The 26,760-nt window shown below is 62.5% G+C and carries 25 protein-coding genes; 16 read left to right on the top strand and 9 right to left on the bottom strand.

Annotated features, from left to right (window positions below):
- Positions 1-45: 45 nt before the first annotated feature.
- Positions 46-2,208 (bottom strand): xanthine dehydrogenase family protein molybdopterin-binding subunit, encoded by a 2,163-nt coding sequence (locus IM701_RS09300; protein WP_193826757.1) that lies wholly within the window; start codon positions 2,206-2,208, stop codon positions 46-48.
- Positions 2,205-2,681 carry a (2Fe-2S)-binding protein gene (locus tag IM701_RS09295; protein WP_039333915.1) on the bottom strand — a complete coding sequence of 159 codons (477 nt, stop codon included), beginning with the start codon at positions 2,679-2,681 and terminating at the stop codon, positions 2,205-2,207. Before IM701_RS09295 ends, IM701_RS09300 begins: the two co-directional genes overlap by 4 nt.
- 188 nt (positions 2,682-2,869) lie before the next feature.
- On the opposite strand from IM701_RS09295, the gene IM701_RS09290 reads away from it, so the two are divergent.
- From IM701_RS09290 to IM701_RS09265, 6 genes are all read left to right on the top strand, one after another.
- Positions 2,870-3,550 carry a TetR/AcrR family transcriptional regulator gene (locus IM701_RS09290; protein ID WP_062346222.1) on the top strand — a complete coding sequence of 227 codons (681 nt, stop codon included), beginning with the start codon at positions 2,870-2,872 and terminating at the stop codon, positions 3,548-3,550.
- 88 nt (positions 3,551-3,638) lie between these two features.
- Positions 3,639-4,814, top strand: coding sequence for an amine dehydrogenase large subunit (locus IM701_RS09285; protein WP_052242288.1), 1,176 nt, complete (start codon positions 3,639-3,641; stop codon positions 4,812-4,814).
- A 20-nt stretch (positions 4,815-4,834) separates the two neighbouring features.
- A complete protein-coding gene (locus IM701_RS09280; protein ID WP_193826756.1) occupies positions 4,835-5,371 on the top strand; it encodes a MauE/DoxX family redox-associated membrane protein in 537 nt (178 codons plus the stop codon).
- Positions 5,368-5,973 carry a methylamine utilization protein MauD gene (locus IM701_RS09275; RefSeq protein ID WP_193826755.1) on the top strand — a complete coding sequence of 202 codons (606 nt, stop codon included), beginning with the start codon at positions 5,368-5,370 and terminating at the stop codon, positions 5,971-5,973. Before IM701_RS09280 ends, IM701_RS09275 begins: the two co-directional genes overlap by 4 nt.
- Positions 5,974-6,011: 38 nt before the next feature.
- A complete protein-coding gene (locus tag IM701_RS09270) occupies positions 6,012-6,554 on the top strand; it encodes a methylamine dehydrogenase light chain (protein WP_062346216.1) in 543 nt (180 codons plus the stop codon).
- Positions 6,555-6,564: 10 nt separating this feature from the next.
- Positions 6,565-7,083: a cytochrome C gene (locus tag IM701_RS09265; RefSeq protein ID WP_193826754.1), complete on the top strand. Its 519-nt coding sequence runs from the start codon at positions 6,565-6,567 to the stop codon at positions 7,081-7,083.
- Here the strand turns inward: IM701_RS09265 and IM701_RS09260 are convergent, their stop codons facing one another.
- Positions 7,084-7,698, bottom strand: a complete 615-nt coding sequence (locus IM701_RS09260; protein ID WP_039333926.1) for a TetR/AcrR family transcriptional regulator — start codon at positions 7,696-7,698, stop codon at positions 7,084-7,086.
- Positions 7,699-7,882: 184 nt separating this feature from the next.
- Here IM701_RS09260 and IM701_RS09255 point away from each other — a divergent pair, with 184 nt between their 5' ends.
- The 6 genes from IM701_RS09255 (at position 7,883) to IM701_RS09230 (ending at position 14,596) form a co-directional block, all read left to right on the top strand.
- The gene (locus IM701_RS09255; protein ID WP_193826753.1) at positions 7,883-8,644 is read left to right on the top strand and encodes an SDR family NAD(P)-dependent oxidoreductase; all 762 of its coding nucleotides are present in this window, start codon (positions 7,883-7,885) and stop codon (positions 8,642-8,644) included.
- 40 nt (positions 8,645-8,684) lie between these two features.
- On the top strand, positions 8,685-9,878 hold the full coding sequence (locus IM701_RS09250; RefSeq protein WP_193826752.1) for an acyl-CoA dehydrogenase family protein: 1,194 nt from the start codon (positions 8,685-8,687) through the stop codon (positions 9,876-9,878).
- Complete coding sequence (locus IM701_RS09245) at positions 9,878-10,945, top strand: phosphotransferase (protein WP_193826751.1); 1,068 nt, start codon at positions 9,878-9,880, stop codon at positions 10,943-10,945. The genes IM701_RS09250 and IM701_RS09245 overlap by 1 nt, the downstream gene beginning before the upstream one ends.
- Before the next feature lie 430 nt (positions 10,946-11,375).
- The gene (locus IM701_RS09240; protein WP_039333932.1) at positions 11,376-11,576 is read left to right on the top strand and encodes a hypothetical protein; all 201 of its coding nucleotides are present in this window, start codon (positions 11,376-11,378) and stop codon (positions 11,574-11,576) included.
- 321 nt (positions 11,577-11,897) lie between these two features.
- Positions 11,898-12,083, top strand: a complete 186-nt coding sequence (locus IM701_RS09235) for a YezD family protein (RefSeq protein WP_039334070.1) — start codon at positions 11,898-11,900, stop codon at positions 12,081-12,083.
- Between the two features lie 95 nt (positions 12,084-12,178).
- Positions 12,179-14,596: a TonB-dependent receptor gene (locus tag IM701_RS09230; RefSeq protein WP_193826750.1), complete on the top strand. Its 2,418-nt coding sequence runs from the start codon at positions 12,179-12,181 to the stop codon at positions 14,594-14,596.
- 72 nt (positions 14,597-14,668) lie between these two features.
- Here the strand turns inward: IM701_RS09230 and IM701_RS09225 are convergent, their stop codons facing one another.
- On the bottom strand, positions 14,669-15,502 hold the full coding sequence (locus IM701_RS09225) for a TIGR00266 family protein (RefSeq protein ID WP_039334072.1): 834 nt from the start codon (positions 15,500-15,502) through the stop codon (positions 14,669-14,671).
- 120 nt (positions 15,503-15,622) lie between these two features.
- Here IM701_RS09225 and IM701_RS09220 point away from each other — a divergent pair, with 120 nt between their 5' ends.
- Positions 15,623-16,891 carry a YceI family protein gene (locus tag IM701_RS09220; RefSeq protein WP_193826749.1) on the top strand — a complete coding sequence of 423 codons (1,269 nt, stop codon included), beginning with the start codon at positions 15,623-15,625 and terminating at the stop codon, positions 16,889-16,891.
- On the opposite strand, the gene IM701_RS09215 is transcribed toward IM701_RS09220, so the two are convergent.
- From IM701_RS09215 to IM701_RS09195, 5 genes are all read right to left on the bottom strand, one after another.
- Positions 16,866-17,582: a TetR/AcrR family transcriptional regulator gene (locus IM701_RS09215; protein WP_193826748.1), complete on the bottom strand. Its 717-nt coding sequence runs from the start codon at positions 17,580-17,582 to the stop codon at positions 16,866-16,868. The genes IM701_RS09220 and IM701_RS09215 overlap by 26 nt on opposite strands.
- Positions 17,530-17,712, bottom strand: a complete 183-nt coding sequence (locus tag IM701_RS09210; protein ID WP_193826747.1) for a hypothetical protein — start codon at positions 17,710-17,712, stop codon at positions 17,530-17,532. The genes IM701_RS09215 and IM701_RS09210 overlap by 53 nt, the downstream gene beginning before the upstream one ends.
- A 93-nt stretch (positions 17,713-17,805) precedes the next feature.
- Complete coding sequence (locus tag IM701_RS09205; RefSeq protein ID WP_193826746.1) at positions 17,806-19,263, bottom strand: efflux transporter outer membrane subunit; 1,458 nt, start codon at positions 19,261-19,263, stop codon at positions 17,806-17,808.
- Positions 19,263-20,834 carry a DHA2 family efflux MFS transporter permease subunit gene (locus IM701_RS09200; RefSeq protein ID WP_039333948.1) on the bottom strand — a complete coding sequence of 524 codons (1,572 nt, stop codon included), beginning with the start codon at positions 20,832-20,834 and terminating at the stop codon, positions 19,263-19,265. The genes IM701_RS09205 and IM701_RS09200 overlap by 1 nt, the downstream gene beginning before the upstream one ends.
- 14 nt (positions 20,835-20,848) lie before the next feature.
- On the bottom strand, positions 20,849-21,991 hold the full coding sequence (locus tag IM701_RS09195) for an HlyD family secretion protein (RefSeq protein ID WP_193826745.1): 1,143 nt from the start codon (positions 21,989-21,991) through the stop codon (positions 20,849-20,851).
- A gap of 342 nt (positions 21,992-22,333) precedes the next feature.
- Between IM701_RS09195 and ahpC the strand changes: the two genes are divergently transcribed.
- The 3 genes from ahpC (at position 22,334) to IM701_RS09180 (ending at position 26,733) form a co-directional block, all read left to right on the top strand.
- Positions 22,334-22,897, top strand: a complete 564-nt coding sequence (ahpC, locus tag IM701_RS09190; protein WP_039333951.1) for an alkyl hydroperoxide reductase subunit C — start codon at positions 22,334-22,336, stop codon at positions 22,895-22,897.
- Between the two features lie 174 nt (positions 22,898-23,071).
- A complete protein-coding gene (gene ahpF / locus IM701_RS09185; RefSeq protein ID WP_193826744.1) occupies positions 23,072-24,631 on the top strand; it encodes an alkyl hydroperoxide reductase subunit F in 1,560 nt (519 codons plus the stop codon).
- A gap of 170 nt (positions 24,632-24,801) precedes the next feature.
- Positions 24,802-26,733, top strand: a complete 1,932-nt coding sequence (locus tag IM701_RS09180) for a glycoside hydrolase family 3 protein (protein WP_230487639.1) — start codon at positions 24,802-24,804, stop codon at positions 26,731-26,733.
- The last annotated feature ends 27 nt before the right edge of the window (positions 26,734-26,760 follow it).

The raw sequence follows: 26,760 nt of genomic DNA, 5'->3' as shown, positions 1-26,760 counted from the left end.
AAGCGAAGAATGTCTAAGGGAGTCGTCGCGACCATGCGCCGCGGGCTATATCATCTCCAACGGAAGGCGGCGATGCCGTTTTCCTGTGAGCGAGTAGATTGCGTTCGCCAGGGCAGGAATGACCGGAGGAAGAGCCGGTTCGCCAAGACCGGTCGGCGGGAAGTCTGTCTTAACGAATTCGACCACGATTTCTCGAGGCGCCGCATCAATCCGCATGAGGGCGAAGTCCCCGAAATTCTCGGCGGTGATTGCGCCGTTCTCTTGCACGATCTTCTGTCCAACGAGCGCCTGGCCAATTCCATCGATCACGCAGCCTTGCGCCTGGTTCAGCGCGTTGATCGGATTGATGACGTGGGCGCCGATGTCGCCTGCCACCCAGACCTTATCGATCTGGATGTTGCCGTCCTTCATCGAAAGATCAACAATTTCAGCGAAATAGCCAAGGTGGCTGAAGTAGAAGCCGAAGCCGCGGCCCTTTTTGCGGCCTTGCCATCCAGCGGACTTGCACACCGCGTCGATCACGCCGCGCGCCCGGCCGGTGTGGAACTTCACGCGCTCGCCCGGGATCTCGCGCGGTGCCCCGAGGGTGCGGCGCATGAACTCGGGGAGATCGAGCCCTGCGACTTCGGCAACCTCGTCCATGAACGACTGCCACACGAACGACATGGCGTTCGAGGTCGGCGCGCGCAGCCAGCCGGTGGCGAGGTTGGTCGCCATGTAGCTGGCGCCGAGGTCGACGTTGGGCACGACCGGCGCGGGGAACTCGCTCGGCGCCATCTGCGCGGCGCGGATCGGCTTGCCATCAGCGCCGAACGTCACGAAGTGGTCCTTGAGGGCAATGAGCGCCCCGTTGGCATCGAGACCGGCGGTGAAGCGGTGCCGGCCGGCGGGGCGGTAGAAATCGTGGCGGAAATCGTCGGTGCGGTCGTAGAGGACCTTGACCGGCTTTCCGGGCATGGCCTTCGCGACCTGGCCGGCGATCACCATGTAGTCATTCATCAGGCGACGTCCGAAGCCGCCACCGATCCGTGTCAGGTGGATGGTAAGGTCATCGGCGTTCAGGCCGCATAGCTTGGCGGTTTCCTCGCGGCCGCCCGCGGGCGCCTGGCTGGGCGCCCAGATCTCGAGCTTGCCGTTCTGGAACATCGCAGTGCAGTTTTGTGGTTCGAGCGATGCGTGGGCGAGGAAGGGGTATTCGTAGTCCGCCTTGACCACCTTTGCCGCCTTGGCGAGCGTGGCGTCCGGATCGCCGACCTTGAACAGGCTGGCTTGCGGGGCGTTGCCGACGATCTTCGCGGCGTCGGCTTCGTATTTGGCGGTTGAGAAGCCTGTGACGGCAGCGTCGTCCCATTTCACGGCGAGCTTTTCGCGTGCCTTGCTGGCTTTCCACCAGCTGTCGGCGATGACGACCACCGTGTCGGACTTGCCCTGTGGAACGAAGCCGCTGTTGACGGCGACGACGCCGAGCACGCCGGGGATGGCTTTTGCCGCCGCGTCATCGAACGAGGCGACCGTGCCGCCGTGGGCCGGGCACTTGACGATGGCGGCGTGAACCATGCCCGGGAGGCTGGTGTCGATGCCGTAAAGGGGCTCGCCCTTGACGATCTTCGGCACGTCGACACCGGGCTTGGATTTGCCGATGATCGTGAAGGTTTTCTCGTCCTTCAACTGGACCTTGGCGAGATCGGGCGGGGTTTCGGCAGCGGCGGCCCTGGCCAGAGAGGCGTAGGTCAGGCTCTTGCCGGAGGACGGCTGGATCACGGCACCCCTGGCCGTGGTGAGGCTGGCGGGATCGACACCCCACTTCTTTGCTGCAGCGGAAACAAGCATGGCGCGGGCTGCGGCGCCGACCTGGCGCATGGGTAGCCAATTGCGCGGTGTTGCCGTGCTGCCTCCTGCGGTCTGTACGCCATAGATCTTTTCGTTTGCATCGGTCTGCTCGATGCGAACCTGCTCCCACGCAATGTCCATTTCCTCGGCGATCAGCATGGGCAGCATGACCTTTACGCCCTGTCCGATCTCCGGGTTCTTGGCACCGATGGTCACGGTGTTGTCGGCATTGATGCGGACGAAGGCGTTGAGGACGTCGGCGGGTGCAGTGGCCGTTGCAGCGGCGAGGACGACCGATGCGTCGAGAGTGAGTGCCGTGCCGCCAGCCAGCGAGGCGGCGATGAACGAGCGGCGGGAGAGGGTCAACTGGTCGCTCATGCTGCGGTCTCCTCAGCCGGAAGGCCTGCGGCGGTGCGGATGGCGGCTCGAATGCGCATATAGGTTGCGCAGCGGCAGATGTTGCCGCTCATCCAGCCGTCGATATCGGCCGGTGTAGGTTTCGGGTTCTGCTTGAGCAGTGCGGTGGCGGACATGATCTGCCCGGCCTGGCAATAGCCGCACTGCGGCACGTCGAGCGCGACCCATGCGTCCTGCACGCGCTTGCCGAGCGCATTGAGGCCGATGCCCTCGATCGTGGTGATCGACTTGCCGGCGGCATCGGCAATCGGCGTCTGGCACGAGCGAACGGCATCGCCATCGAGGTGAACGGTGCAGGCACCACACAGGCCAGCGCCGCAGCCGAACTTGGTCCCCGGCATGTCGAGATCTTCGCGTAGTACCCAGAGCAAGGGCTTGTCTGCCTCGGCTTCGACAACGCGTTTGCGGCCGTTTACGGTGAGGGTAATGCTCATCGCCTGAAATCCCTGGATGATCCGGAAGGGCAAAGCGGGACGCCTGATGGCACCGGCTTGTGACTTCCGGAATCTGGACAGGCATCCGGTGTGGGTCAAGCGCCTTGTTGGGCAAGTAACCGTTGGGCGGCAATCGGTGCAAGCGCGACCTTGGTCTCTGGGCGGCGCGGTGTTATGCGCGGTGCGTAATGGCTGCGCTTCCCGAGACCTTAGACACCGACTTGCCATCCGCCCGGCGGCCGGGAACCTACGCTCGTGGGACGGAGACGGTCGACGCGATCATCAAGGCGGCGCTGCGCGTCCTGATCGATGAGGGGGCAGGGGCCTTTACCATTCGGCGGATCGCTGCGGAATGCGGGATGAAAGTGGGGAATGTCAGCTACCACTTTCCCAAGAAGGAACTGCTGATCCAGACGCTGCTCGATGACATCATCGGGAACTATGACAAGCTTCTCGAGCGCACCGTCCGTCAGCCTGGTCTCGACGCCGAGGAGCGGCTGCGACTGATCGTCGTCATGTGCCTCGACGACATCGCGGGCAAGCGAACCACCAGGCTGTTCACGGAGCTGTGGGCTCTGGCCAACCACAACGAATTCGTGGCCGACCGTGTACGCCTGTTCTATCAGCGCGTGCACGAATTCATCGCGGAGTATATCGCTGAACTGAACCCGTCACTGAGCGCGCAGGAGGTCCGCGATGTCGCGCTGTACATCAGTGCGTCCATGGAGGGGGCGACGCCTTTCCTCGGATACCAAAAGCCTTGGGCCTCCCGGATGAGCGCCTATACCGCAATTGCGACACATGCGCTGGTATCGCTTGCCAAGTCGATAACTTCGGCAGAAATTGCGGGCTTGACCAACCGCAGGTAGCGCATCGTTTCGCACACGCAAAAAAGGCGTTGACCGAATCTGGACATGCGTCAAGTCTCTGCCCTGCGGACTGGCAAAGGGGGCCGAGATGACGCTTCAACGCAAGGTGGCGCGAGTTGTTCTGGGTTCGATGCTGACCGGAGCGCTGGCAGGTCTTCATGCCATGCCGGCATTCGCCGAAACCGTGGTGCCGGAGGCCGAAGAGCCTGGCGTGATGACCTTGGAGCCGCCCAAGGCAAGCTGGTTCTACGTCCGTGGCGGCTGGGGATCGGCAGGTTCGAGCATCTTCGACGCTGGCACGGGCAAGATGGTCGGCATGGTCAACACCAGCCGCGATTCCGATATGGCGATCGACCCATCGGGCAAGTTCTACTACGTTGCCGAAACAATCTGGTCCAAGGTCAACCGTGGCACGCGCCAGGATCTGGTTTCGGTCTACGACAGCAAGACTCTGAAGCTGGTAAGCGAAATCCCCACGCCGGGGCGCCTGATCGTCGGCGGGTTTACGACCAACTTCGTGCTGACTGACGATGGCAAGACCGCCTACGACTACAACTTCGATCCGGCCTCGTCGGTGAACATCATCGACATGGTGAAGCGCAAGTTCGTGCGTGCGGTGGAACTGCCGGGGTGCGCGGGGATGATTCCCAATCCGGGCGTGGGGTTTTCCTCGCTCTGCGCAGACGGCACGATCGCGACCGTGGCCATCAAGGGCACAACGCAGGACATCACGCGGACCGAGCCGTTCTTCGACGCTGCGGCAGACCCGATCTTTTCGAACACCGTCTATGATCGCAAGAAGAAGCAGGCGGTGATGGTCAGCTATACCGGCCTGATCCGCACGGCTTCGATCGGTGCCAAGGTCGAGGTCAGCACGCCGTTTTCGATCCAGGAAGCGGGCGGGATGAAGTCCGCCGATGTCAAGCCGCTCGATATTGCCTGGTATCCCGGCGGGATGCAGCCGGTTGCGCTGCACAGGCCCAGCGGCACGCTGTGGGTACTGATGCACAAAGGCGAATACTGGAGCCACAAGGAAGGCGCCGAGGAAATCTGGGGCGTGGATCTGGCGGCCAGGAAGCTGGTCAAGCGCATTCCCGTGGAAGGCAAGCCGGGCAACATCCAGATCACGCAGGACGATGCGGCCATGATCATGGTCAACGGCTACAAGGGCGATGCGCAGGTCATTGATTCCAAGACAGGCGAGGTGAAGCACGAGATCGAAAACGCCGGTGGCGGCTTGATCACCGTCGTGGAGCCGATGTGATCACCGGCGACGCCTTGAGCATGCAGACAGCAATGGGGATCGCCGGCACGGCAGGCGCGATCGGTGTTGGCGCGGTGTTCGTTGGCGCTGGCATTGCAAAGTTGCGCAGCCGGCGGATATTTCCCGGCGTCGTCGCCAACTATCGCTTGCTGCCGGAGGCATTGGTTCCGGTGGTCGCGGCGACGCTGCCTTTTGCCGAAGTGGCGGTTGGGGTTGCGCTGATCTGCGGCGTTCGCCTTGCAGCAGTGCCGGCCGGTCTGTTGCTGCTGGTCTTTGCGGCGGCCATGGCGATCAACATCGGCCGGGGCCGTTCGCACATCGATTGCGGGTGCGGCCGGTCAGAACTTCGCCAGCCCCTCAGTCGCGCGCTCGTGACACGCAACCTCGTGCTGGCTCTGCTGCTGGTTCCCGCGCTGCTGCCACAGCCGCAGTTCGCTTCGGCACAATGGCTGATCGGTCTAGCCGCTGGCACGGCACTTTATCTTATAACCCTTCTGGCCAACACATTGGCGGCGCTGGCCCAAGGGCCTCTCGCCATGGAAAGGAATTCGCGATGATAACGGCACTGATCGTTGGGCAGGTCCTGTCATGGCTGGTGATCATAGCCCTGGTGGTGGCGCTGCTGGCGCTGGCGCGGCAGGTGGGCGTGCTGCACATGCGGGTGGCTCCGGCGGGCGCCTTGCAGACCAGCGGCGGGCCTGCGGTCGGGGGCAAGGCTCCTGCGGTTCCGGCGCAAACATTGGATGGCAAGGACGTGATCGTTGGTGGACCTGCTAAAAACGTGCCGCTTCGGCTGTTGATGTTCGTCTCGGCAACGTGCCCGCTGTGCAAGGGCCTGATCCCGGCGGCGCGCTCCTTTGCCAAGGACGAGCGGGTCGAATTGACCTTCGTCGGCGACGACGACGCGCAGGTGCAGCGCGGGCTGATTGCGGCGCAGGGGCTGGAAAGCTACCGCTTCATCAACGGTCCCGAGGTGGGGCAGGCGTTCGAAGTGGGCAAGCTGCCTTACGCGGTGCTGCTCGATGCGGACGGCACGATCCTGTCAAAGGGCCTGGTAAACAGCCGCGAGCATCTAGAGAGCCTGGTGGTGGCGCATGAAATGGGGATCGCCACGGTGCAGGATTACATCGGCAAGCTGAAGACCGTCGCTGCGGCCTGATCGGTCACGCGCATCCAAAGGATCATAGGGGGCATTCGATGAAGCGTTTCAATCCCGATGCGATGGGCGAGAAGCTTTTGCGGCGCTTTGCTGGCGGAACATCGCGTCGTGGCATCCTTGCGCGGATGGGGGCGGCGCTGGTGGCTGCACCGGTCTTCCCGTTGCTGCCGGTGAGCCGCGCCGAAGCGGCCAAGCCTGATCGTTCGCCCGAGGCCAAGACCGCGTTTGCGCGCAGCGCGCAGACGACCGACCAGACCAAGTGCAACTACTGGCGTTATTGCGCCATCGATGGCGCGCTGTGCACCTGCTGTGGCGGGGGCATCCATACTTGCCCGGCAGGCGCCGAACCATCGCCGGTTTCGTGGGTGGGTTCGTGCATCAATCCGGATGACGGCAAGGCCTACATGATCGCCTATCGCGATTGTTGCGGAAAGCCCGCCTGCGGCCAGTGCAATTGTGACAATATCGATCGCGAGACGCAGCTCTATCTGCCGCAGCTCAACAACAATATCATCTGGTGCTTCGGTACGAGCAGCATGGAGTATCACTGCTCCACCGCGATGATGATCGGCGCGGCCTGAGGATCGGGCGATGCGCGTGTTGGCCTTGGCCGGAGTTATCGCGGCGCTGGCAATTGCGATTCCTGCGGTATCTGCGGGCGATCCGCGCGCCGAGACGGTTGCGAATGGACTGGCGGCGATCGGCGATCCTGAGCTGGCCAAGGCCGATTATGTCGAACATTGCGCCGGGTGCCACGGGGTGCAGGGCCTTTCTGCGCCAGCCAGGCTGCCGGAATTGCGCGAGCGCGTAGGCTACATGATGTGCACGGCTGATACCCGCGCCTATCTGCTGCGGCTGCCAAACATCGCCAAGAGCCGGATCAGCGACAACCAGCAACTGGCTGACATGCTCAACTTCATGGTCTTCGGCCTTGGCGGCACGAGCGTCCTAGCGGGCACGAAGCCTTTCACGGCGGCGGAGGTCGGCTATGAGCGTCAGTTCGCGCTGACCTCGGCCTCGCTGGTGCGTGAGCGCAAGCGGCATGTGGAAACGGCGATCGGCAAGTGCGGCGCACCTGCCTCGTTCCGCAACTTCTACAACGGCAATTGATCAGCGCGGAGCAAGGCCCGCTGTGAGGAAGTCGACCAGCTTTACGGCAATCTCGCGCTCGGGCAGTTCGCCATCGGGGCGATGCCAGCGGGAGGGGCCATTAAGTGCGCTCGCCAAGGTAAGCGACGCGAGCTTGGGGTCGCACGGGGCGGCGGATCCATCGGCTATCGCCTCGGCGACAAGCTCGCGCAGTGTTGCGTCGATGCGGCGCTTGCGAAGGCGTATCGTCTCACGGGCGTCTGGCGACAGGGCTTCGTTGGCCGTCAGGATGTTGCAGCGGCCAAAGTCGTTCATGTTGATCTCGGCATAGTCGATCAGGAACGCGCGCAGACGCTCCAGGCCGAGGCCATGGATCAATCGCGCCTGTTCGGCTGCGGCTAGCAACTGGTTCATGCCAATGGTGAGGCATTCGATCAACACCTGCTCCTTGTTGCCGAGGTAGTGGTAGATCGTCGGCTTGGAGATGCCGAGGCTGGCGGCCACGTCGTCCAGCGAAGTCTGGTGATAGCCGCGCGCGTTGAACATGCGCACTGCAGCGGTCAGCACGGCCATGCGCTTGGCTTCACGTTCTTCGCTGCGTTCTGCGGCGGTCTTGAAGGGCGATCGTGGGGCCAAGGACGGTTACCTGCGTGTTCTGCCAGTTGGAAACTCGACGCGAGCGGCGCTTTTGTCGCGCGCAGGGTAGGGCAGTCTTGCGACTGACACCATACCCAAAAGAACAATACCTACTCGTGAGTATATATTGTTCCAGTGGGTCGGGAAAAGCTTCTGGCTTGCTGCTGATAGGATTGGATTGGCTATGGAAATCAATGGTCTGGCTGCGATCGTAACTGGTGGTGCTTCCGGTCTCGGCGGAGCGACTGCGGCGCGACTCGCTGAACTTGGCGCGAAAGTTTCGATCTTTGACCTGAATGAAGACCTGGGCCGGGCGCACGCGGCAACCATCGGAGGCAGCTTCTTCAAGGTTGACGTGACCGACGAAGACGCGGTCGACAACGCCATTCTTGAAGCTGAGGCGATGAACGGCAAGGCACGCATTCTGGTGAATTGCGCCGGGATCGGCCCACCCGCCAAGGTCATCGGCCGCGATGGCAGGGCCATACCTCTCAAGGATTTCAGCAAGATCATCCAGATCAATCTGGTCGGCACGTTCAACGTGCTTTCGAAGTTCTCGGCCCGCATCTTCGATGCCGAACAGGTTGGCGAGGAGCGCGGTGTCATCATCAACACCGCCAGCGTCGCAGCGTTCGAAGGGCAGATCGGGCAGGCCGCCTATTCTGCGTCAAAGGGCGGCGTTGTCGGCATGGCGCTGCCGATTGCGCGGGAGTTTGCGCGCTACGGCATCCGCGTGAACACGATCGCGCCGGGTCTGTTCCTGACGCCCCTGCTGCAGTCTCTGCCGCAGGAAGCGCAGGATTCGCTGGGGAGCCAAGTCCCGTTCCCGAGCCGTCTCGGCAAGCCCGAAGAATACGCGCGCATGGTCGAAAGCATCGTGACGAATCCGATGCTCAACGCCGAGGTCATCCGCCTTGACGGCGCAATCCGCATGGCGCCGCGCTGATACGATCATCAAACGATCCCGCGATTGAGGAGTGAAGCAAATGGCAACTGGCATCGGCATGGACGCCGCATTGGAAATCGCGGATCGGGTAGAGCGGTTCGTTCGCGAGGAAGTGATCCCGTACGAGAGCGATCCACGTCGTGACGATCACGGCGCGCCGCTTGACGAGATGGTCATGGAAATGCGCGAGAAGGCCCGCGCGGCGGGCGTGCTTACGCCCCACATCCTGGCCGATGGTCGCCACCTCAGCCAGCGCGAGACGGCGGTCGTGCTGATCCGTTCGGGCCTCTCGCCGCTCGGCATGCTGGCAGTGAACACGCAGGCGCCGGACGAGGGCAACATGTACCTGCTCGGCAAGGTTGGCAGCCCCGAACTGAAGGAACGGTTCCTCAAGCCGCTGGTGTCGGGCAAGGCGCGGTCGGCGTTCTTCATGACAGAGCCTGCGGAGACCGGCGGAGCGGGTTCCGACCCTTCGATGATGCAGACAACCTGCCGCCGCGACGGCAACCACTGGGTGATCAACGGGCGCAAGGCGTTCATTACCGGTGCCAAGGGTGCCAAGGTCGGCATCGTCATGGCGAAGGACGAGGAGGGCGGGGCGTGCATGTTCCTTGTCGACCTGCCCGATCCGGCGATCGAGATCGTGCGCGTGCCGAACACCATCGACAGCAACATGCCCGGCGGCCATGCGGTGATCGACATCAAGGACCTTCGCGTTTCGGCAGACCAGATGCTGGGCGAGCCGGGCGAGGGCTTCAAGTATGCCCAGGTTCGCCTGAGCCCGGCGCGCCTATCGCACTGCATGCGTTGGCTCGGCGGCTGCATCCGCGCGCAGGAGATCGCTTCCGATTATGCCAACAGGCGCATGGCGTTCGGCAAGCAGTTGATCGATCACGAAGGCGTGGGCTTCATGCTGGCCGAGAACATGATCGACCTGAAGCAGGCCGAACTGATGATCGACTGGTGCGCAGGCGTCCTTGATACCGGCTCGCTCGGCACGGTCGAAAGCTCGATGGCCAAGGTTGCTGTGTCCGAGGCGCTGATGCGCGTGGCCGACAAGTGCGTGCAGGTGATGGGCGGAACGGGCGTCACCTCCGACACGATCGTCGAGCAGATGTTCCGTGAAGTGCGCGCGTTCCGCATCTATGATGGCCCGACCGAGGTCCACAAGTGGAGCCTTGCCAAGAAGATCCGCCGCGACTGGCGCCACGCACAGGCGGGGACGGCACACTGATGGGCGGCACGGCGCAGGAGGCAAATGCCGGCACCACGCCGGTTCGCGAGGGCTACCGCTTCGATGAGGCCGCGCTTGCGAAGTGGATGGAGGCCAATGTCGAGGGCTTTTCGGGGCCGCTTGAGGTGGAGCAGTTCAAGGGCGGGCAATCGAACCCGACCTACAAGCTGATCACGCCAGGCCGCGCCTATGTCCTGCGCCGCAAGCCACCAGGGCCAGTGCTGAAGGGGGCACACGCGGTCGAGCGGGAGGCCAAGGTCCTCTTGGCTCTCGGGTCCGTTGGCTTTCCGGTGGCGCATGTCCATGGATTGTGCACCGATGAAAGTGTCATTGGCAGCTGGTTCTACGTGATGGAGATGGTCGAGGGCCGCATCTTTTGGGATGCGACCTTTCCTGACGTTTCCCGCGAAGAGCGGCCGGCCTATTTCGACGCGATGAACGCAACGATCGCGCAATTGCACTCGATCGACCATGAATCTGTGGGGTTGGGCGACTACGGCAAGCCTGGCAACTACTTCGTGCGCCAGGTCGGCCGCTGGTCGAAGCAGTACCTCGAGGACGAACTTGCCGGGCGGGATCCGAACATGGATGCCCTGGTCGATTGGCTGCCGACAGCCATTCCCGAAGGCGACGAGACCAGCATCGTTCACGGGGACTTCCGCTGTGACAACATGATCTTTCACCCCACCGAACCGCGTGTGATTGCCGTGCTCGACTGGGAGCTGTCGACGCTGGGGCACCCATTGGCCGATTTCGCCTATCACGCGATGATGTACCACATGCCGCCCAGTATCGTGGCCGGGCTGGAAGGGGCGGACCTGGCAAAACTGAACATTCCCGGCGAGGCCGAGTACGTCGCTGCCTATTGCCGCCGGACAGGGCGAGACTCGATTGCGTCGTGGGATTTCTATGTCGCCTTCAACTACTTCCGGCTCGCCGCGATTTTCCACGGCATCAAGGGGCGCTACCTTCGGGGTACTGCCGCATCAGCGCATGCCAAGGACCGTGCGGAGGCATTTCCGGTACTCGCGCGGCTGGCGAGAGAAGCCATGGAGCGCTGCCGGTAGGTGATTGGTTCGAATCCGAACCTTAACAGTTCTTGGTGATTTGCGGTCTGCGCCGATCCTTTCGTCCGTCGAGCGCATGTTTGCTTTGTCGCTCTTGTGGGGAAAACCCGCTGCTGATTCGGCGGCCGATGCATACTGGAAAGCAGGTGCAAAAGCGCGGAGGTGCCGGGCCTGTCGATACTGCCAAAGCGGAGGCGATTGATTCTGGCGGCGGCAGGTCGCCGGCATGCTGCAGCGCAAAGGAGGGGGCTGACTAACTGTCAGAGAGGTAAGTAAATCTCCGTGGCAACGTCCTCCATCTGTTTCCACCTCGGTTTCCGGTTGTTCATTTCCGGTGCAATCTTCCCTTTCTGCCTGCAAATTCGCGGTTAGGAGTTGGCATGCAACAGGGTCCGTCCGGTTGTGCGGGGCAACAGGAACAGTCTACGCCATGCAGGTAGCAGCCAAGCCACTAGTCGAAGTTTTCGAAGCCCTGTCGACTGCGCTCGACGAACTCGACACGCACGGTGAGGCTATGGCCGCCCTCCATCTTGCCATGGCAGTGGAATGCCTCGCTCACAGGCTAGAGGACGACGAACCGCACGCTCCGCGGAGGGCGCCGCCGATACTGCGTCTGATCAAGAACGACTGAGCCGCCGGGGCGGGGTGTCGAAAACTCCAGCAGGGCTGCCGCGCGAACTGTCGCGCGCTGACGCCCGTTCGTCGCATGAGCATTGTCTATCTCTTCGATAGAGTTAATCGAACTGGACGGCGCCAAGTGCGCGACAGCCTATCGCATCGGCAAAAGGAAAGCTTTGAGCCGTAACAGACGAAGTTTAATGTCTACTAAAAAACTTGAGTATAGAAGCTGAGCAACGGCGACGATTCGCCGGAAACCGCGCAGGAAAGGGGCAAGGCAATCATGCGAACACAATCGACGGGCACCCTTCGCGCCAACAGGATCGAACGGGAGATGACCGAACCCACCAAACCAGGAGCTGGCAACCAGGGTGAGTCCGAACGCCATCTCGAAGAAAGCATTGCAAGCGTGCGCGAAGCCCTGACCGGGCTGCGCTACGGGGCCGTGCAACTGACCGTCCATGAAGGGCGTGTCGTCCAGATTGACGTGACCGAGAAGCGACGGCTCAAGCCGAACTGATCGTTCCACGCACCCAATACCAATAAACAAGCAGAACTACCGCACCGCTGACCGGACCACCGGAAGCATCGTTCGGGAACACATGAGGTCCTACGATGAATTTCCGCGTCCTTCTTGCGGGTGGCGTTGCGCCGCTCGCCCTGGCTTCGCATGGCGTCTACGCTGCCGAAGCGCCTGCCACCACCACCAACGCCGCAGTGCCCGCACCCGAGGACGCCCAGACGACTTCCGTCGGAACGGGGGCCAGTGACAGCGGCGAGATTGTCGTTACCGCGCGTCGGCGCCAGGAAACAGCGCAGGATGTGCCGCTGGCAATTTCTGTCGTCGGGGGCGAGCATATCGACAATACCGGCGCCTTCAACGTCGGCCGTTTGCAGCAGTTGACGCCAACGCTGCAGTTCTACTCATCGAACCCGCGCAACACTGCGGTGAACATCCGTGGCCTTGGCGCGCCGTTCGGCTTGACCAACGACGGCATCGAGCAAGGCGTCGGCATCTATATCGACGACGTCTACAACGCGCGGGTCGCCTCGGCGACGTTCGACTTCCTGGACGTGAAGCAGATTGAGGTCCTGCGCGGGCCACAGGGCACGCTCTACGGCAAGAACACTACAGCCGGCGCGATCAACATCACCACCAACCAGCCGACCTTCGACTTTGAAGGCAAGGCGGAAGTAAGTTTCGGCAACCTGAATTTCGTGCAGGCGAAGGCTGCGGTGTCTGGGCCGATCACGGATACTCTGGCAGCGCGCTTGGCGGTGTCCTCAACCAACCGCAGAGGTACGATCTACAATGTGACGTCGAAGCAGTGGGTTCAGGGGCAGGACAACCTCGGCCTGCGGGGCCAGCTGCTGTTCAAGCCGAGCGACGCGCTGAGCATCACGCTCGCCGGTGACTATAGCGAACAGGACGCCGCATGCTGCGGTTCGGTCTATGTCCGGACCGGAACCACGCAGCGCGCTGCCGATCGTCAGTTTGCAGCGCTTGCCGCGGCACAAGGCTATACCGTGCCGAGCACCAATCCGTATGACCGGCTGACCGACCTCGACGCCACCCTTCAGGCGGGCAACAAGATCGGTGGCGTCTCGCTCAAGGCCAAGTGGGACATCGGGCCGGGTACGCTGACCTCGGTCACTGCCTGGCGCTTCTGGGACTGGCAGCCTCAGAACGACCGTGACTTTACCGGTCTGCCGATCGTCACAAAGTCGCAGAACCCGTCGCAACAGGATCAATACACGCAGGAGCTGCGCTACAACTACAGCGGCGATCGCCTTGATTTTGTGCTGGGAGCCTTCGGGTTCTACCAGCGTATCGACACGCAGGGCACCGAGCAGCATGGCAGCGCGTCGACCAAATGGAACCTTGCGCCAAGCAATGCCCTCTATAACTCCAACGTGCTGAACGGGCTGACGGCGCTCAACACGCAGTATCTCAAGAATACCAGCGTGGCGGTTTACGGGCAGGCGAGCTGGAAAGTGACGCCGGAACTGACCCTGCAGCCGGGCGTGCGCGTGAACTATGACAAGAAGGACGGCTTCTACCAGCGGCGCGTCTTCACGGCCTCGGGCAGCGAAATCCTGATCGACGGAACGACCAGCCCGGTGAAGACGGCGCAACTCGGCATCTTCACGCCGCAGACCATCTCCCCCAAGTTCAGCGACTGGAACTTCAGCTACGATTTTACCGCCAGCTACAAGGTCGCACCCGGCATCCTGTTCTATGCTACGTTCGCCAAGACCTTCAAGTCAGGCGGCATCAACCAGAACGGGGTGCCCACGGATGCCGCGAACAACCCGATCCTCGGGGCGGCTACGGTCAAGCCGGAATCGGTGCAGCACTACGAAGCAGGCCTCAAGACCGAGTTCAGGGACCGGCGGGCCATCCTCAATCTGTCGGCCTACCGCACGGACATCAAGGACTATCAGGCCAACGTGAACAACGGCCAGTTCGGCGTTCTGCGCGGCTATCTCGCCAACGCCGGAGCGGTTCGCTCACAGGGAGTCGAGGCCGATTTCTCGGTCCGGCCGAGCGAGCGCTTCAATGTCTATGTGAACGGAGCCTACACCGACGCCACTTACCGCAAGTTCGTCGACGCTCCGTGCCCGCCGGAGCTTTCGGGCGGAGCCAGTAGCCCCGCCAACTGCGACATTTCGGGCCAGCGCCTGCCTGGTGTATCGAAGTGGTCACTGTCCTTCGGGCTTGAAGCCAATGCTCCAGTCACGTTTCTCGAGCAGGAGGGGCAGGTCTACTTCGGCTATGACGGCAGCTATCGCTCGAACTTCTCGTCGAACCCGACGCCCTCGATCTACACTTGGGTTGATGGTTATTCGCTGTCGAACTTCCGCGTTGGCTTCCGCACTGACGACGGGTTCGACATTTATGGCTGGGTGCGCAATGCATTCGACCAGAATTACATCGACCAGCTCTTCGTCGGCCCAGGCAATACCGGCCTGATCGCGGGACTCCCGGGCGATCCGCGCACTTGGGGCGTAACCTTGCGCAAGAGCTTCTGAGGCCGAAACACCCCGCAGCGCATTCGGTAATCAAGGGCCGGTGGAGCATTCCACCGGCCTCTTTTCGGATCGTCAGTTGTTGCCGCCGATGAAATCGCCCAGTTCGCCCAGAATCGAACCTTCGCCCCGGTTCTGTCCACCACGCGAACCGGCTGCGGCGAGCATCCGGCCGGCCAGGCGGGAGAAGGGCAGGGACTGGATCCAGACCTTGCCGGGACCGCGAAGGCGGGCGAAGAACAGGCCTTCTCCGCCGAACAGGACAGATTTCACGCCGCCTGCGGTAACGAGGTCGAAATCGATGCCAGGCGTATAGGCGGCAAGGCAGCCGGTATCGACGTGGAGTTCCTCGCCGGGGCGCAGTTCCTTCTCCACCAGCGTGCCGCCCATCTGCACGAAGACCCAGCCATCCCCGTCGAGCTTCTGCATGATGAAGCCTTCGCCGCCGAAGAGGCCGGTCATCACGCGGCGCTGGAAGGCAACGCCGATGGAGACGCCGCGCGCGGCGGCGAGGAAGCTGTCCTTCTGACAGATCAGCGTGCCGCCCACTTCCGACAGCTTGATCGGAAGGATCGCGCCAGGAGTGGGCGAGGCGAAGGCCACGCGCGCCTTGCCCGAACCATTGTGCGTAAAAACGGTGGTGAACAGGCTTTCGCCGGTCACGAGCCTCTTGCCCGCACCGAGCAGCTTGCCCATGAAGCCGCCCTGCTGATCGGCACTGCCATCGCCGAATACGGTGGTCATCCCGACTGAGCCGTCCTTCCAGACGAGGGCACCAGCTTCGGCGACCGCGCTTTCGCCGGGATCGAGCTCGATCTCGAGAAACTGGAGTTCCTGCCCCTTGATCTCGAAATCGATGTCGTCAGCAATGCTTGCGCTACGGTGATGGGCCCACGGACTGTTGGACATTGAGGTCTCCCAAGGATTGATGTGCATAGATGTAGCAATCCACTACGCCGATACGAGAGGGCATATCATGTCTTCGTCGGCGCTGTTATGACGCTTGTCGGATCGAGGGGTATTTTGACAATGACGACGCTGCAGCCCGAACGGTATTCTGCGCTTGCCATCATCCTGCACTGGGCGATCGCCTTGTTGCTGCTGTTCCAGATCGGGCTGGGCTGGGCGCTGGAAGACCTTCCCAAGGGCGCGGTGCAGTTTTCGGGCTACCAGTTCCACAAGTCGGTGGGCATCGCGATCCTGCTGCTGAGCCTTGCGCGGCTGGTGGTGCGACTGTTCAAGGCGCGTCCTGCACCCGTGCAGGATGGCAAGGCGCAGATGTTGCTCGCTTCTGCTGTGCACGTCCTGCTGTATGCGGTGATGATCCTCGGGCCACTGACCGGGTGGATCATTGTTTCGACGGCCAAGGTGCGGTTGCAGACGATGTTGTTCGGCAAGGTGCCATGGCCTGACCTGCCGGTTGGCCAGGCCTTCCATGAGCCTGCCGAAGTTCTGCACGGAGCCTTGGGAACCGTCGGCATGGCACTGATCGTGCTGCACGTCGCTGGCGCCTTGTATCACCACTTCAAGCGCGAGGACGTGATTGGCCGGATGCTGCCTGCGGCGATCCGCTCGCACGGCGCGATAGGTATTGCCGGATTTGCAGCAATTGCTCTTGGGGCCGGGGCGCTGATCTGCGGCCTGTTCCTTTCGTTTTCCGGGAACAAGAGTCCGGGTGCTAAGCCGCCAGGCGAAGTGGCTTCTGGAAGTGCTGCCGATGTGCCGATCGAAGAGCCCTCAGCACCCGCGAGTTCCGAACCCGCCGTTGCCGAGAGCGCGGCAGCGACAGCGGCCAAGGCGAGCCCGTGGAAACTGGAGAAGGGCGGACGCTTGGGCTTTGCGGCAGAATACAGCGGAGAGGCCATCAATGGATCGTTCTCGCGCTGGGATGCGACGATCGTCTTCGATCCCGAAGACCTGCCGGGCTCATCCATCCGTGCGACAATCGATCTCGCCTCGGTCGACAGCGGCGACAGCCAGCGCGATGATATGCTGCGTAGCGACAGCTTCTTCGCCGTCGGCGCACATCCCAAGGCGCAGTTCGTCTCGACCAACATTAAGGAGGCGGGCCAAGGCCGCTACGTCGCCAATGGAACGCTTTCGCTGCATGGACAGCGCAAGCCGATGGCGTTGCGGTTTGCCCTCAAGATCAGCGGCGACAAGGCAACCGCCACCGGCAATGCAACCCTGCAGCGGCTATCCTTCGGAGTCGGTGAAGCAGAATGGTCCGCGACCGATCAACTGAAGGATGCGGTCGGCGTCAGCTTCAATCTCAAGGCTGCGCGGCAGGCCCCTTGATCGCGCCAGTGTGGCGCAGGCCGCCAAAGAAGAATTCGGAATAGGCTCGAGCCCATTTTTCGTTGGCACTGTCGTCGATCTCCTTGACCGAGCCTGTAAGACGGGCATGGCCGAGCAGGCCCTCCAGCCAGAAACCCGCAGCCAGTGCAGGATCGACCAGTTCGAGGTTCTGCACTCGCGCGGCCTCGCGGATCTCTTCCGAGATACTGACAAGGGCATCGGCGTACATCGCCTGGCGGTAGTTCACTTCGTCAGTCCCGAATTCCTGGTCGCACCAATCGACCAGCCGCTCCATCATCCGGCCTTCCGCCGAATGAAGCACCCGTATTACAGCCGCGGCGCGAATGCAGAACGCTTCGACGATGGGCAGGCCGGCGCCGAGCTTCATGATCTGGAGCCGACGCTCGATGGTCTTGTGAGCCAGGAGCGCTTCGAGAAATTCGCGTTTGCCGGCAAAGCGCGTGTAGATCGTTGCCTTGCCAATGTGCGCATGGCGCGCGACGCGATCAAAGGTGAAGGCTTCGAAGCCGTGGTCCCGCAGGACTTCCCAACCGGCTTCAAGGATTCGCGCGGGGAGACGTTGCGCTTCCTCCAGCGAAGGACGGCCGCGCTTGGTGGCCGTCTTACTGCCTGAAAGATCAGTGGACGGTGATTTGCTGCTCGGCGATTGCGGCGAGGGCGGCAGTGTCATGCGGCTGATCCCGGTCGCACAGCCGGTCGGCCAGAGCTTCGGCGATCCGGTTGTGAACCGGGCAGGACATTTCGAGTCCTTCGCGATAGGCCTGCCAGAAGCGGAGGCCCGCATCGGTAATCCAGCGCATCTTTCCCACTTTCTCGCCTTTGCGGCGTTTCTGGTGGATAGAGTGCCTCAGGCATGGCTGGAGTCAATATACTATAAAATGGGCGAATTCGTTTCATTTATTGACCCCTGACGCCGCTGCATCGGCGGTCCAGCCAAGGCCAAGTGCCTTTTCTACCGCAATAAACCCTGTCGTAAGCTCTGCTCGAGCGGCCGCGGTTGCCATCGCCAACTGCAGCGCTTGCCGCTCTGCATCAAGACGGTCGGGCTTGCCGATGGTCCCTGCCTGCACGCGTTGCTGCTGCAGATCGACGTTCTTGCGAGCCCGCCCTTCCGCATCAAGCGCCTTGCCGAAAGCGACGCGCTGCGCGCCAAAGCGCGCGAGCGAGCCTTCGGCATCCTGTAGCGCGGTCAGCACTGTCCTACGGTAATTCGCTTCGGCTTCGGCATAGGCGCCCTTGGCGGCTTCGACCTGGCGGTCAGCGCGCCCGCCATCGAAAAGGTTCCACTTGATCTGCGGCAGGGCAATGCCGACGATGTTCGCAGGGTCGAAGATGTCGCCGATGTTTTGGCCGCCAAGACCCAGCAGCCCGAGGAATGATATTTTGGGGAACTTGTCGGCAATCTTCACACCGACATCGGCATTGGCCGCAGCGAGTTGGCGCTCTGCCAAGCGAATGTCGGGGCGGCTTCGCAACAGGCTGGCCGGGTCGCCGATGGATACTTCGGCAGGCGGCAGGGGCACCGGTGCCGGAGTTTGCAGAAGAGCGTCGAGTGCTCCAGGCTCCTTGCCTGTCAGCACTGCAATCTGGTCCATCAGCACGGCGATTTCGGCGCGAGACTTGGCAACGTCCGCCTCGCTGGCGAACGCCTGAGCCTCGGCTGCGTTTACGGGCTGTTGCGGGATCGTCCCGGCGGCGTAGCGCTGTTGCGCCAGCGCGACCAGTTCCCGATCGATGCCCACCTGCCGATCTTGGAGCGCCAACATCGCCTGCCGCGCGCGCAGGCCGACATAGGCACGGGCGATTTCGGCGGATAGTGTCACCCGCGCGTCTGCCGAGGCTGCCTCTGCGGCCTCTGCGCGCGCCAGCGCGGCTTCCACCTTTCGGCGCGTGCCGCCGAAGAGATCAATTTCCCATGAGGCATCGAAGCCGAGGTTGTAGGCGTTGATCTCGTCCCTCCCGCCACCGTTTCCGGCAATGTTGCCCGGAACGTTGAGGTACGGGGCGGCAAACGATGTGTTCACCGTCGGCAGTGCGGCAGTTCGGTTGGCAGCAAGAGCCGCGCGTGATTGGGCGATGCGGGCATTGGCCACGGCGATTCCCGGACTGTCTTCAAGAGCGGAGATGACCAGCTGGTTCAGGACCGGATCGCCCAGGCTCTCCCACCACCTTGATGAAGGCGTTGTCTGTTGCATGGCCTCTCCGGCGCGGACGAACTTGCCGCGCGAAGCGGCGACGGGGGCGGCTTCGGGAGCGCCATTGTAGTTCGGGCCGACAGTCGTGCAGCCTGCCAGTAACGCGGCGAGGATCGGGGCGCTGCCGATGCGGCGAAGGGATAGCGAGGCAGTCATCAGTGCGCAGCCTTTGCGTGATAGCCCTTGGGAAGCGGGCGCAGAAGAAGAACGAGCGGGGACACGAGCAGAATACCCAGCGTCAGCGCCATGAAATCATCGTTGAAGGCCATGACGAGTGCATCGCGCAGGATCATCCCGTCGAGCGAACGGAGTGCGGCCGCCATTCCATCGGGGCCGCCGCCGTAGGTCATCGCCTGCTGGCCGACCCAGTCCTGAACGTTGAGGTCGTTCGCGCCGAGCGCACTGTGCAGGGTCCAGCGATGGAACTCCCAGCGCTGATCTTGCAGCGTGGCGAGAAGGGCAAGGCCGACCGAACCACCGAGGTTGCGCGCTGCATTGAACAGGCCCGCTGCGTCACCGGCGTCCTCCCGGGAAACGGAACTGATTGCCGCCTGGTTCAAAAACATCATGCAGAACACGGTGCCAAGGCCACGCATCAACTGCGTCTCGACGAAATCGCCGCCGCGCGATTGCGCAGTGAGCGTGACGTCGAGGTAGCAGGACATCGCCAGCAGAGCGATCCCGGTGCCGACGATCACGCGCAGATCGACGCGCGAAATCAGGATCGGAAACAGCGGCATCATCATCATTGCGGGAATGCCGGATATGAAAACGATGCGCCCTGCCTGCATGGCGTTGTAGTCGGCAATCGCCGCCAGGAACTGCGGGATGACGTAAGCAGTGCCAAACATCACGGCGCCGAGCACGAAAGCCAGCACGAACACCGCCGCGAAGGATCTGTTGCGAAGCAGGGCCAGCTTGATTACCGGGCGCGTTGCCTTGAACTGGCCAATGGCTATGAAAATGAAGCCCAGCAGCGTGACTGCGCTGAGTTTCCAGATCAGGGCGGATTCGAACCACTGCTCGCGATGGCCTTCCTCGAGCACCACGGTGATGCCGCCCAGGCCAAGGATCAAGCCGATCACGCCGAACCAGTCAGCGTTCACCAGCTCGCCCAACTGCATCTTCCCCTTGGGCAGACCAACCAGCAACAGCGTGATCAGGATCAGGCTGATCGGCACGTTGACGAAGAAGGCATAGTGCCAGCTGAACGTCTCGGTCAGCCAGCCGCCTACCAAGGGGCCCAGGACCGGGCCCATGATAACGGTCAGGCCGAACAGGGCCGTTCCCACCGGCTGCTGGTTGGGCGGCAGGCGGGTGGCAATGATGGTCAAGGCGGTCGGGATCATCGCACCGGCGGTGAAGCCCTGGCCGACACGACCGAGGATCATCATTGTCAGCGAAGAGGACAGCCCGCACATCACCGAAAAGCCGGTGAACAGGATCGCCGCGATCAGCAGGAAGCGGCGCAGGCCGAACACGCGTTCAAGCCAGCCCGTAAGGGGAATGATGATGATTTCGGCCACGAGATAGGCGGTGGCGATCCAGGTGCCTTCGCTCGACGAAGCACCGATCTCACCCTGGATCGTGGGCAACGATGCGTTGACGATGGAAATGTCGAGCGTCGCCATCAGCGAGCCGATGGCGCCTGCAGCCACCGCCAGCCAGGCGGTGATGTCGGCCTTTTCGCCGCTTGCGGCGGCCGGCGGCATTGCCGCCTCATCCATGGCTGCCGACTGGCTCACTTCGACGCAACCCGATCCTGCTCGTTACGGATCGTCTCGATTGCCGACTTTGCCGAACGCGTGTCGACTTCGACCGAGAGCGAAAGGCCGGGAACCAGCACCTTGCGTGATTCCGGCCCGGCATTAATGCGGATGCGGACTGGGACTCGCTGGACGATCTTGGTGAAGTTGCCGGTCGCATTCTGTGGCGGGATCAGCGAGAAATTGGCGCCGGTGCCCGGCGTGATGCTTTCCACCGTGCCGTGGAAGTCGACGTCGGGCAGCGCGTCGACGTGGACAGTTACCGGCTGCCCCGGACGCATAAGGCCAATCTGCGTTTCCTTGAAATTGGCTTCGACGTAGATCGCTTCGGTCGGCACGATCGTCATCAGTCGCTGGCCGGGCTGCACGAACTGGCCGACGCGCACGGTGGAGTTGCCGATCTTGCCCCCGATCGGGGCCGCAATGCGGGTCGTCTCCAGATCCGTGCTGGCAGCCTCGCGCTGGGCTTGTGCTGCCTTGATTTGCGCCGCGCTCTGGCCGGCCTGGGCACGCGCGCTTGTCACGCGATCGCTTGCGGCCGACAGCCCGGCCTGTTTCGCAGCAACGTCTGCCGCAGCCTTGTCGCGGTTGGCGACGAGCTGGTCGAACGCCTGCTTCGGTTCGGCACCGCTAGCCACCAGGGGCCGCATCCGGGCAACTTCGCCGTTCAGGTAAGCGAGTTCGCGCTGGGACGCCTGCAGCGCTGCGCGGGCCTGACCCACTGCGGACTGTGCTTCCTGAATGGCTGCAACGGCGGCCGTCTCCGTGGCCCGGGCGACGTCGACCTGTGCGCTGCTCTGCGCGAGGCGGGTGCTGTAATCGGTCGGATCGATCTGGACCAGCAGAGTACCCTGATCGACCGCCTGATTGTCGCTCACTGCAACACGGCGCACGTAACCGCCAAGCTTGGAACTGATGGTGACGCCGTCTGCTTTCACATAGGCGTCTTCCGTATCCTGCATGAACTTGCCGACAGTCTCGTATTCATACAGCGCATAGGCACCGTATAAGGCACCGGCTGCCAGAGCGCCGAGCGCGATACGACCGATCAGCTTCTTGCGGCCCTCGCCGGTATGATGGGAATCAGCTGCAGGTGTCGTGTCGGTCGAGGCGGCCATTTTTGATCCATTCGGCAGTAATTGAACGAAATCGTTCCGTTGCGAAATGCCACTTGGTTCAGGCGCGAAAGGATTTCAAGTGCTGAAATTGCGGCAGGCAGTGCAAAAAGTGCACGCGCACGGCGCAACGCTCTCGCCATTGCGGCGTTCCTGGGATTCATCAGGACCTGCACTTTAGGTCACGGCTTCATAGACATCCGGAAAGTGCAATATAATTTCCGCTATTGATCGATCCAATCAATCAAACAAGGCGAATTTGCTCATTGGAAATTCGACTGCTCATGCCCTACCTCACCATTCGTATCCCGGTTCACCAATCCACAACGAGAAGGATTTGAGTCTATGTCGATCGTCGGAAGCAAGCTGAAGCCATTCCAGGCAACCGCTTTCCACCAGGGCAAGTTCGTCGACGTCAGCGATGCGGACGTACTCGGCAAGTGGGGCGTGTTCTTCTTCTACCCGGCCGACTTCACTTTCGTCTGCCCAACCGAACTGGAAGACCTTGCCGACATCTATGGCGAACTCCAGGGCCTCGGCGTCGAAGTCTACTCGGTTTCGACCGATACGCACTTCAGCCACAAGGCATGGCATGAAACCTCGCCGGCTGTCGGCAAGATCAACTACTACATGCTCGGCGACCAGAACCACACGATCTCGAACAACTTCGGCATCTTGCGCGAAGGCGTCGGCCTTGCTGACCGTGGCACTTTCGTGACCGATCCGGACGGCACCATCCAGCTGGTCGAGATCACCCCCGAGGGCGTGGGCCGCAACGCTGCGGAACTGCTGCGCAAGATCAAGGCTGCCAAGTACTGGCGCGAAAATCCCGGCCAGGTCTGCCCGGCCAAGTGGGAAGAAGGCGCCGAAACGCTGGCTCCGTCGATCGACCTCGTCGGCAAGATCTGATTGTTCTGGCAGGGCGCTCACCGCGTGGGGTTGAACGTCCTGCCATAGCCACCGGACGGGCCGTGCCGCTTGTGGGCGGCCCGCCGGCTCCACGATCCCGATCAAATTCGAACTGATCCCCCGTGCGCCGACCATTCGGTGACGCGCGGTCTGTAATGTCCAAAGGAAATGACCATGCCCGTTCTTGACGCCGCCACCACTGCCCAGCTCAAGTCCTATCTCGGCAACCTGCGCCGTCCGATCGAGCTGGTTGCAACTCTGGACGATAGCGCCAAGTCCGCCGAGATGCGGTCGCTTGTCGAGGAAATTGCTGCGCAGTCGGACAAGGTCAGCGCCCGCTTCGACGGAACGGACGAGCGGGCGCCCAGCTTCGCCATCCGGTCAGACGAGGGCAGGGCGGAAGCCGTGTTTGCCGGTCTGCCGATGGGGCATGAGTTCACCTCTCTGATCCTAGCGCTGCTCCACGTTGGCGGGCACCCGCCGAAGGAAGACGCCGAGCTTCTCGACCAGGTGCGCGACCTTGACGGTCCGCTACACTTCGAGACGTTCTTCTCGCTGACCTGCCAGAACTGCCCCGACGTGGTACAGGCGCTCAACATCATGGCAGCGCTCAATCCCAACGTGACGCATGTCGCCATTGACGGCGCGCTGTTCAAGCAAGAGGTCGAGCGGCGCCAGATCATGGCCGTGCCGACCGTGTTCCTGAACGGACAGCCCTTCGGCTCGGGCCGCATGGACCTGGCGCAGATCGTCGCCAAGCTGGATACCAATGCTTCTGCCCGCGCCGCCGAAAAGATTGCCGCCAAGGAGCCGTTCGACGTGCTCGTCGTCGGCGGTGGTCCGGCCGGTGCAGCTGCTGCGATCTATGCCGCACGCAAGGGCATCCGGACCGGCGTGGTGGCAGAGCGCTTCGGCGGGCAGGTGCTCGACACCATGGGGATCGAGAACTTCATCTCGGTCCAGCACACCGAAGGTCCGAAGCTTGCCGCCCAGCTGGAAAGCCACGTCAAGGAATACGACGTCGACGTGATGAACCTGCAGAAGGCGACGGCGCTGTTGCCAGGCAGCGAAGGTGCACTGCATGAGGTACAGCTCGAGAATGGCGCAAGCCTCAAGGCGAAGACGCTGATCCTCTCGACCGGCGCGCGTTGGCGGCAGATGGGTGTTCCCGGCGAGGACGAGTACCGCAACAAGGGTGTGGCCTATTGCCCGCACTGCGATGGTCCGCTGTTCAAGGGCAAGCGCACGGCAGTGATCGGCGGCGGCAATTCGGGCGTCGAAGCGGCGATCGACCTTGCCGGCATCGTTGCTCATGTGACGCTGATCGAATTCGACAGCCAGCTTCGAGCTGACGCGGTGCTGCAGGCCAAGCTGAGGTCCTTGCCCAACGTCACGATTGTGACCTCGGCTCTGACCACCGAGGTACTGGGCGACGGTGCAAAGGTAACCGGACTGGTCTACCGGGACCGTACGAGCGAGGAACTGCATACGGTCGAGCTTGAAGGCATCTTCGTGCAGATCGGGCTTGTGCCCAATACGGAATGGATCAAGGGCGCAATCGATCTGTCGGCGCGAGGCGAAATCGAGGTCGATGCCGGTGGTGCGACCAGCGTTCCGGGCATCTTTGCGGCGGGTGACGCCACCACCGTGCCCTACAAGCAGATCATCATCGCCATGGGCGAAGGTTCCAAAGCTGCGCTTTCTGCCTTCGACTACCTGATCCGACAGAGCTAAGCATAACACTCGGTTTCCGAAGGGCTTTCCCCTTTTAGCCCGACGGGTCGCAGAGGCGGCGGCGCGAGCATTGCGTCGCCGCTTTTTCTGTCTTGAGGCGTTGCCCGATCCGCATCCTTTTACTAACGTCCCGATGTCCTGCGCTGTCAATCCGCAGGCGGGAGAGATTCATGTCGCGTTCGTTGACGTCGCTTCTTGCGGGTTCCGTAATCTTGCCGGCCCTTGGGGCGGCCATGCTTGTCCACCAGCCAGCCAGCGCAGGCGGAACTTATCGCGATCTCAATCACAACGGTCGACAGGACGTCTACGAGAACCCGGCAGCCCCGACGGCTCGTCGCGTAGAGGATCTGCTGCGGCAGATGACGCTGGAGGAGAAGGTCGCGCTCATGCTCCATGGCACGCTGTCGGCTGAGAAAGGGTCGGCCATCGGGGTTGGATCGGCTTACGACAAATCGGCAGCGCAGGCGCAACTCACTCGAGGCGTGAACAGTGCGATCACCCGCCTTTCGCCCGACGCCAGGACTTTTGCGGAAGAGAATAATGCCATCCAGCGGTTGGCAGAAGCCACGCGCCTCGGCATCCCTGTGACGATCAGTACGGATCCGCGCAACCACTTCCAGGTGACAGTGGGCGTGAGTTCGGATTCTGGTGGCTTCTCGCAATGGCCGGAGACGCTGGGGATGGCAGCAATCGGCGACGAGAAGCTGGTCGAACGGTTTGGTCGCCTTGTCGCTGCCGAGTACCGGGCAGTCGGCATCCACATGGCACTGAGCCCGCAAGCCGATCTTTACACCGAGCCACGCTGGCCTCGCGGCGTGGCGACCTTTGGTTCGGACGCTGCGACGGTGTCCCGGCTTGCAGGGGCTTATGTGCGCGGTTTTCAGGGCAGCTCTACGGGTCTCGTCCGTTCTGGCGTCGCCACCGTGGTCAAGCACTGGGTCGGTTATGGCGCCGAGCCGGAAGGCTTCGACGGGCACAACTACTACGGCCGCATCGCCCGCCTCGACAACGAGAGCTTTGCCCAGCACGTGGCCGCATTCGACGGCGCGCTCTCCGCGAAGTCCGCTGGCGTGATGCCGACCTACGTCATCGCCAACGGCGTAAGTATCGAAGGCATGCCGCTGCCACAGGTCGGCGCGGGTTTCAGCAAGCCGCTGATCGACGGTCTTTTGCGCAAGGCCAAGAAGTTCGGTGGCATCGTGATTTCCGACTGGGCGATCACCAACACCTGCCTGGAACCTTGCAAGGCGCCCACGGCGGAAAAGCCGCAGGGCTATAACATCGCGATGCCTTGGGGAGTGGAGGATCTTTCCGAGGAAGACCGCTACGCCATGGGGGCCAATGCCGGGATCGACCAGTTCGGCGGCGTCGATGATCCAGCGCCGCTGCTTGCTGCAGTGAAGCACGGTAAGGTCAGCCTCGCCCGGGTCGATGAAGCGGCGCGGCGCGTGCTCAAGCTCAAGTTCGACCTCGGCTTGTTTGACAATCCCTATGTAGATGTGGCCCAAGCCGGGAAGGTAATCGGCAATCAGGCGACCCAGGCCGAAGCCGACAAGGCGCAGCGCGCCGCGCAGGTCCTGCTTGAGAACAGGAATGCACTGCTCCCCTTGGCGCCGGGCCGCAAGGTTTGGCTGTCAGGCGTGGGTGCTGAAGCGGCGCGCGCCGGAGGGCTGACGGTTGTGGATACGCTGGATCAGGCCGATGTCGCTCTGGTGCGTGTCGCCACGCCGTTCGAGGTGCTTCACCCCCACCACTTCTTCGGCTCGCGTCAACATGAGGGCAGGCTCGATTTCCGTGCTGACGACGAACCAACGAAGGTGGTTGCGATGGCGTCTGCCAAAGTGCCCACGATCGTGGCGGTGGACCTTGATCGTCCTGCCGTTCTGACCGCATTCCAGGCCAAGGCCGCAGCACTCTACGGTCTGTTCGGAGCCAGCGATGCTGTGCTCGTCGATCTCGTGACCGGCAAGGCAAAGTCGCAGGGGCGTCTGCCGTTCGAACTGCCCTCATCGGCAAAGGCGGTGGAAGAGCAGCATCCCGGGCGGCCCGATGATAGTGCCGCGCCGCTGTACAAGCGCGGTGATGGCATCATCCTGCCGTAAAAGGCGTTGAAGGCGGGGGAAATCACA

The sequence above is a fragment of the Novosphingobium sp. ES2-1 genome, assembly GCF_015169775.1.
GTDB lineage: Bacteria > Pseudomonadota > Alphaproteobacteria > Sphingomonadales > Sphingomonadaceae > Novosphingobium > Novosphingobium subterraneum.
This window is presented reverse-complemented; position numbering and strand designations above follow the sequence as displayed.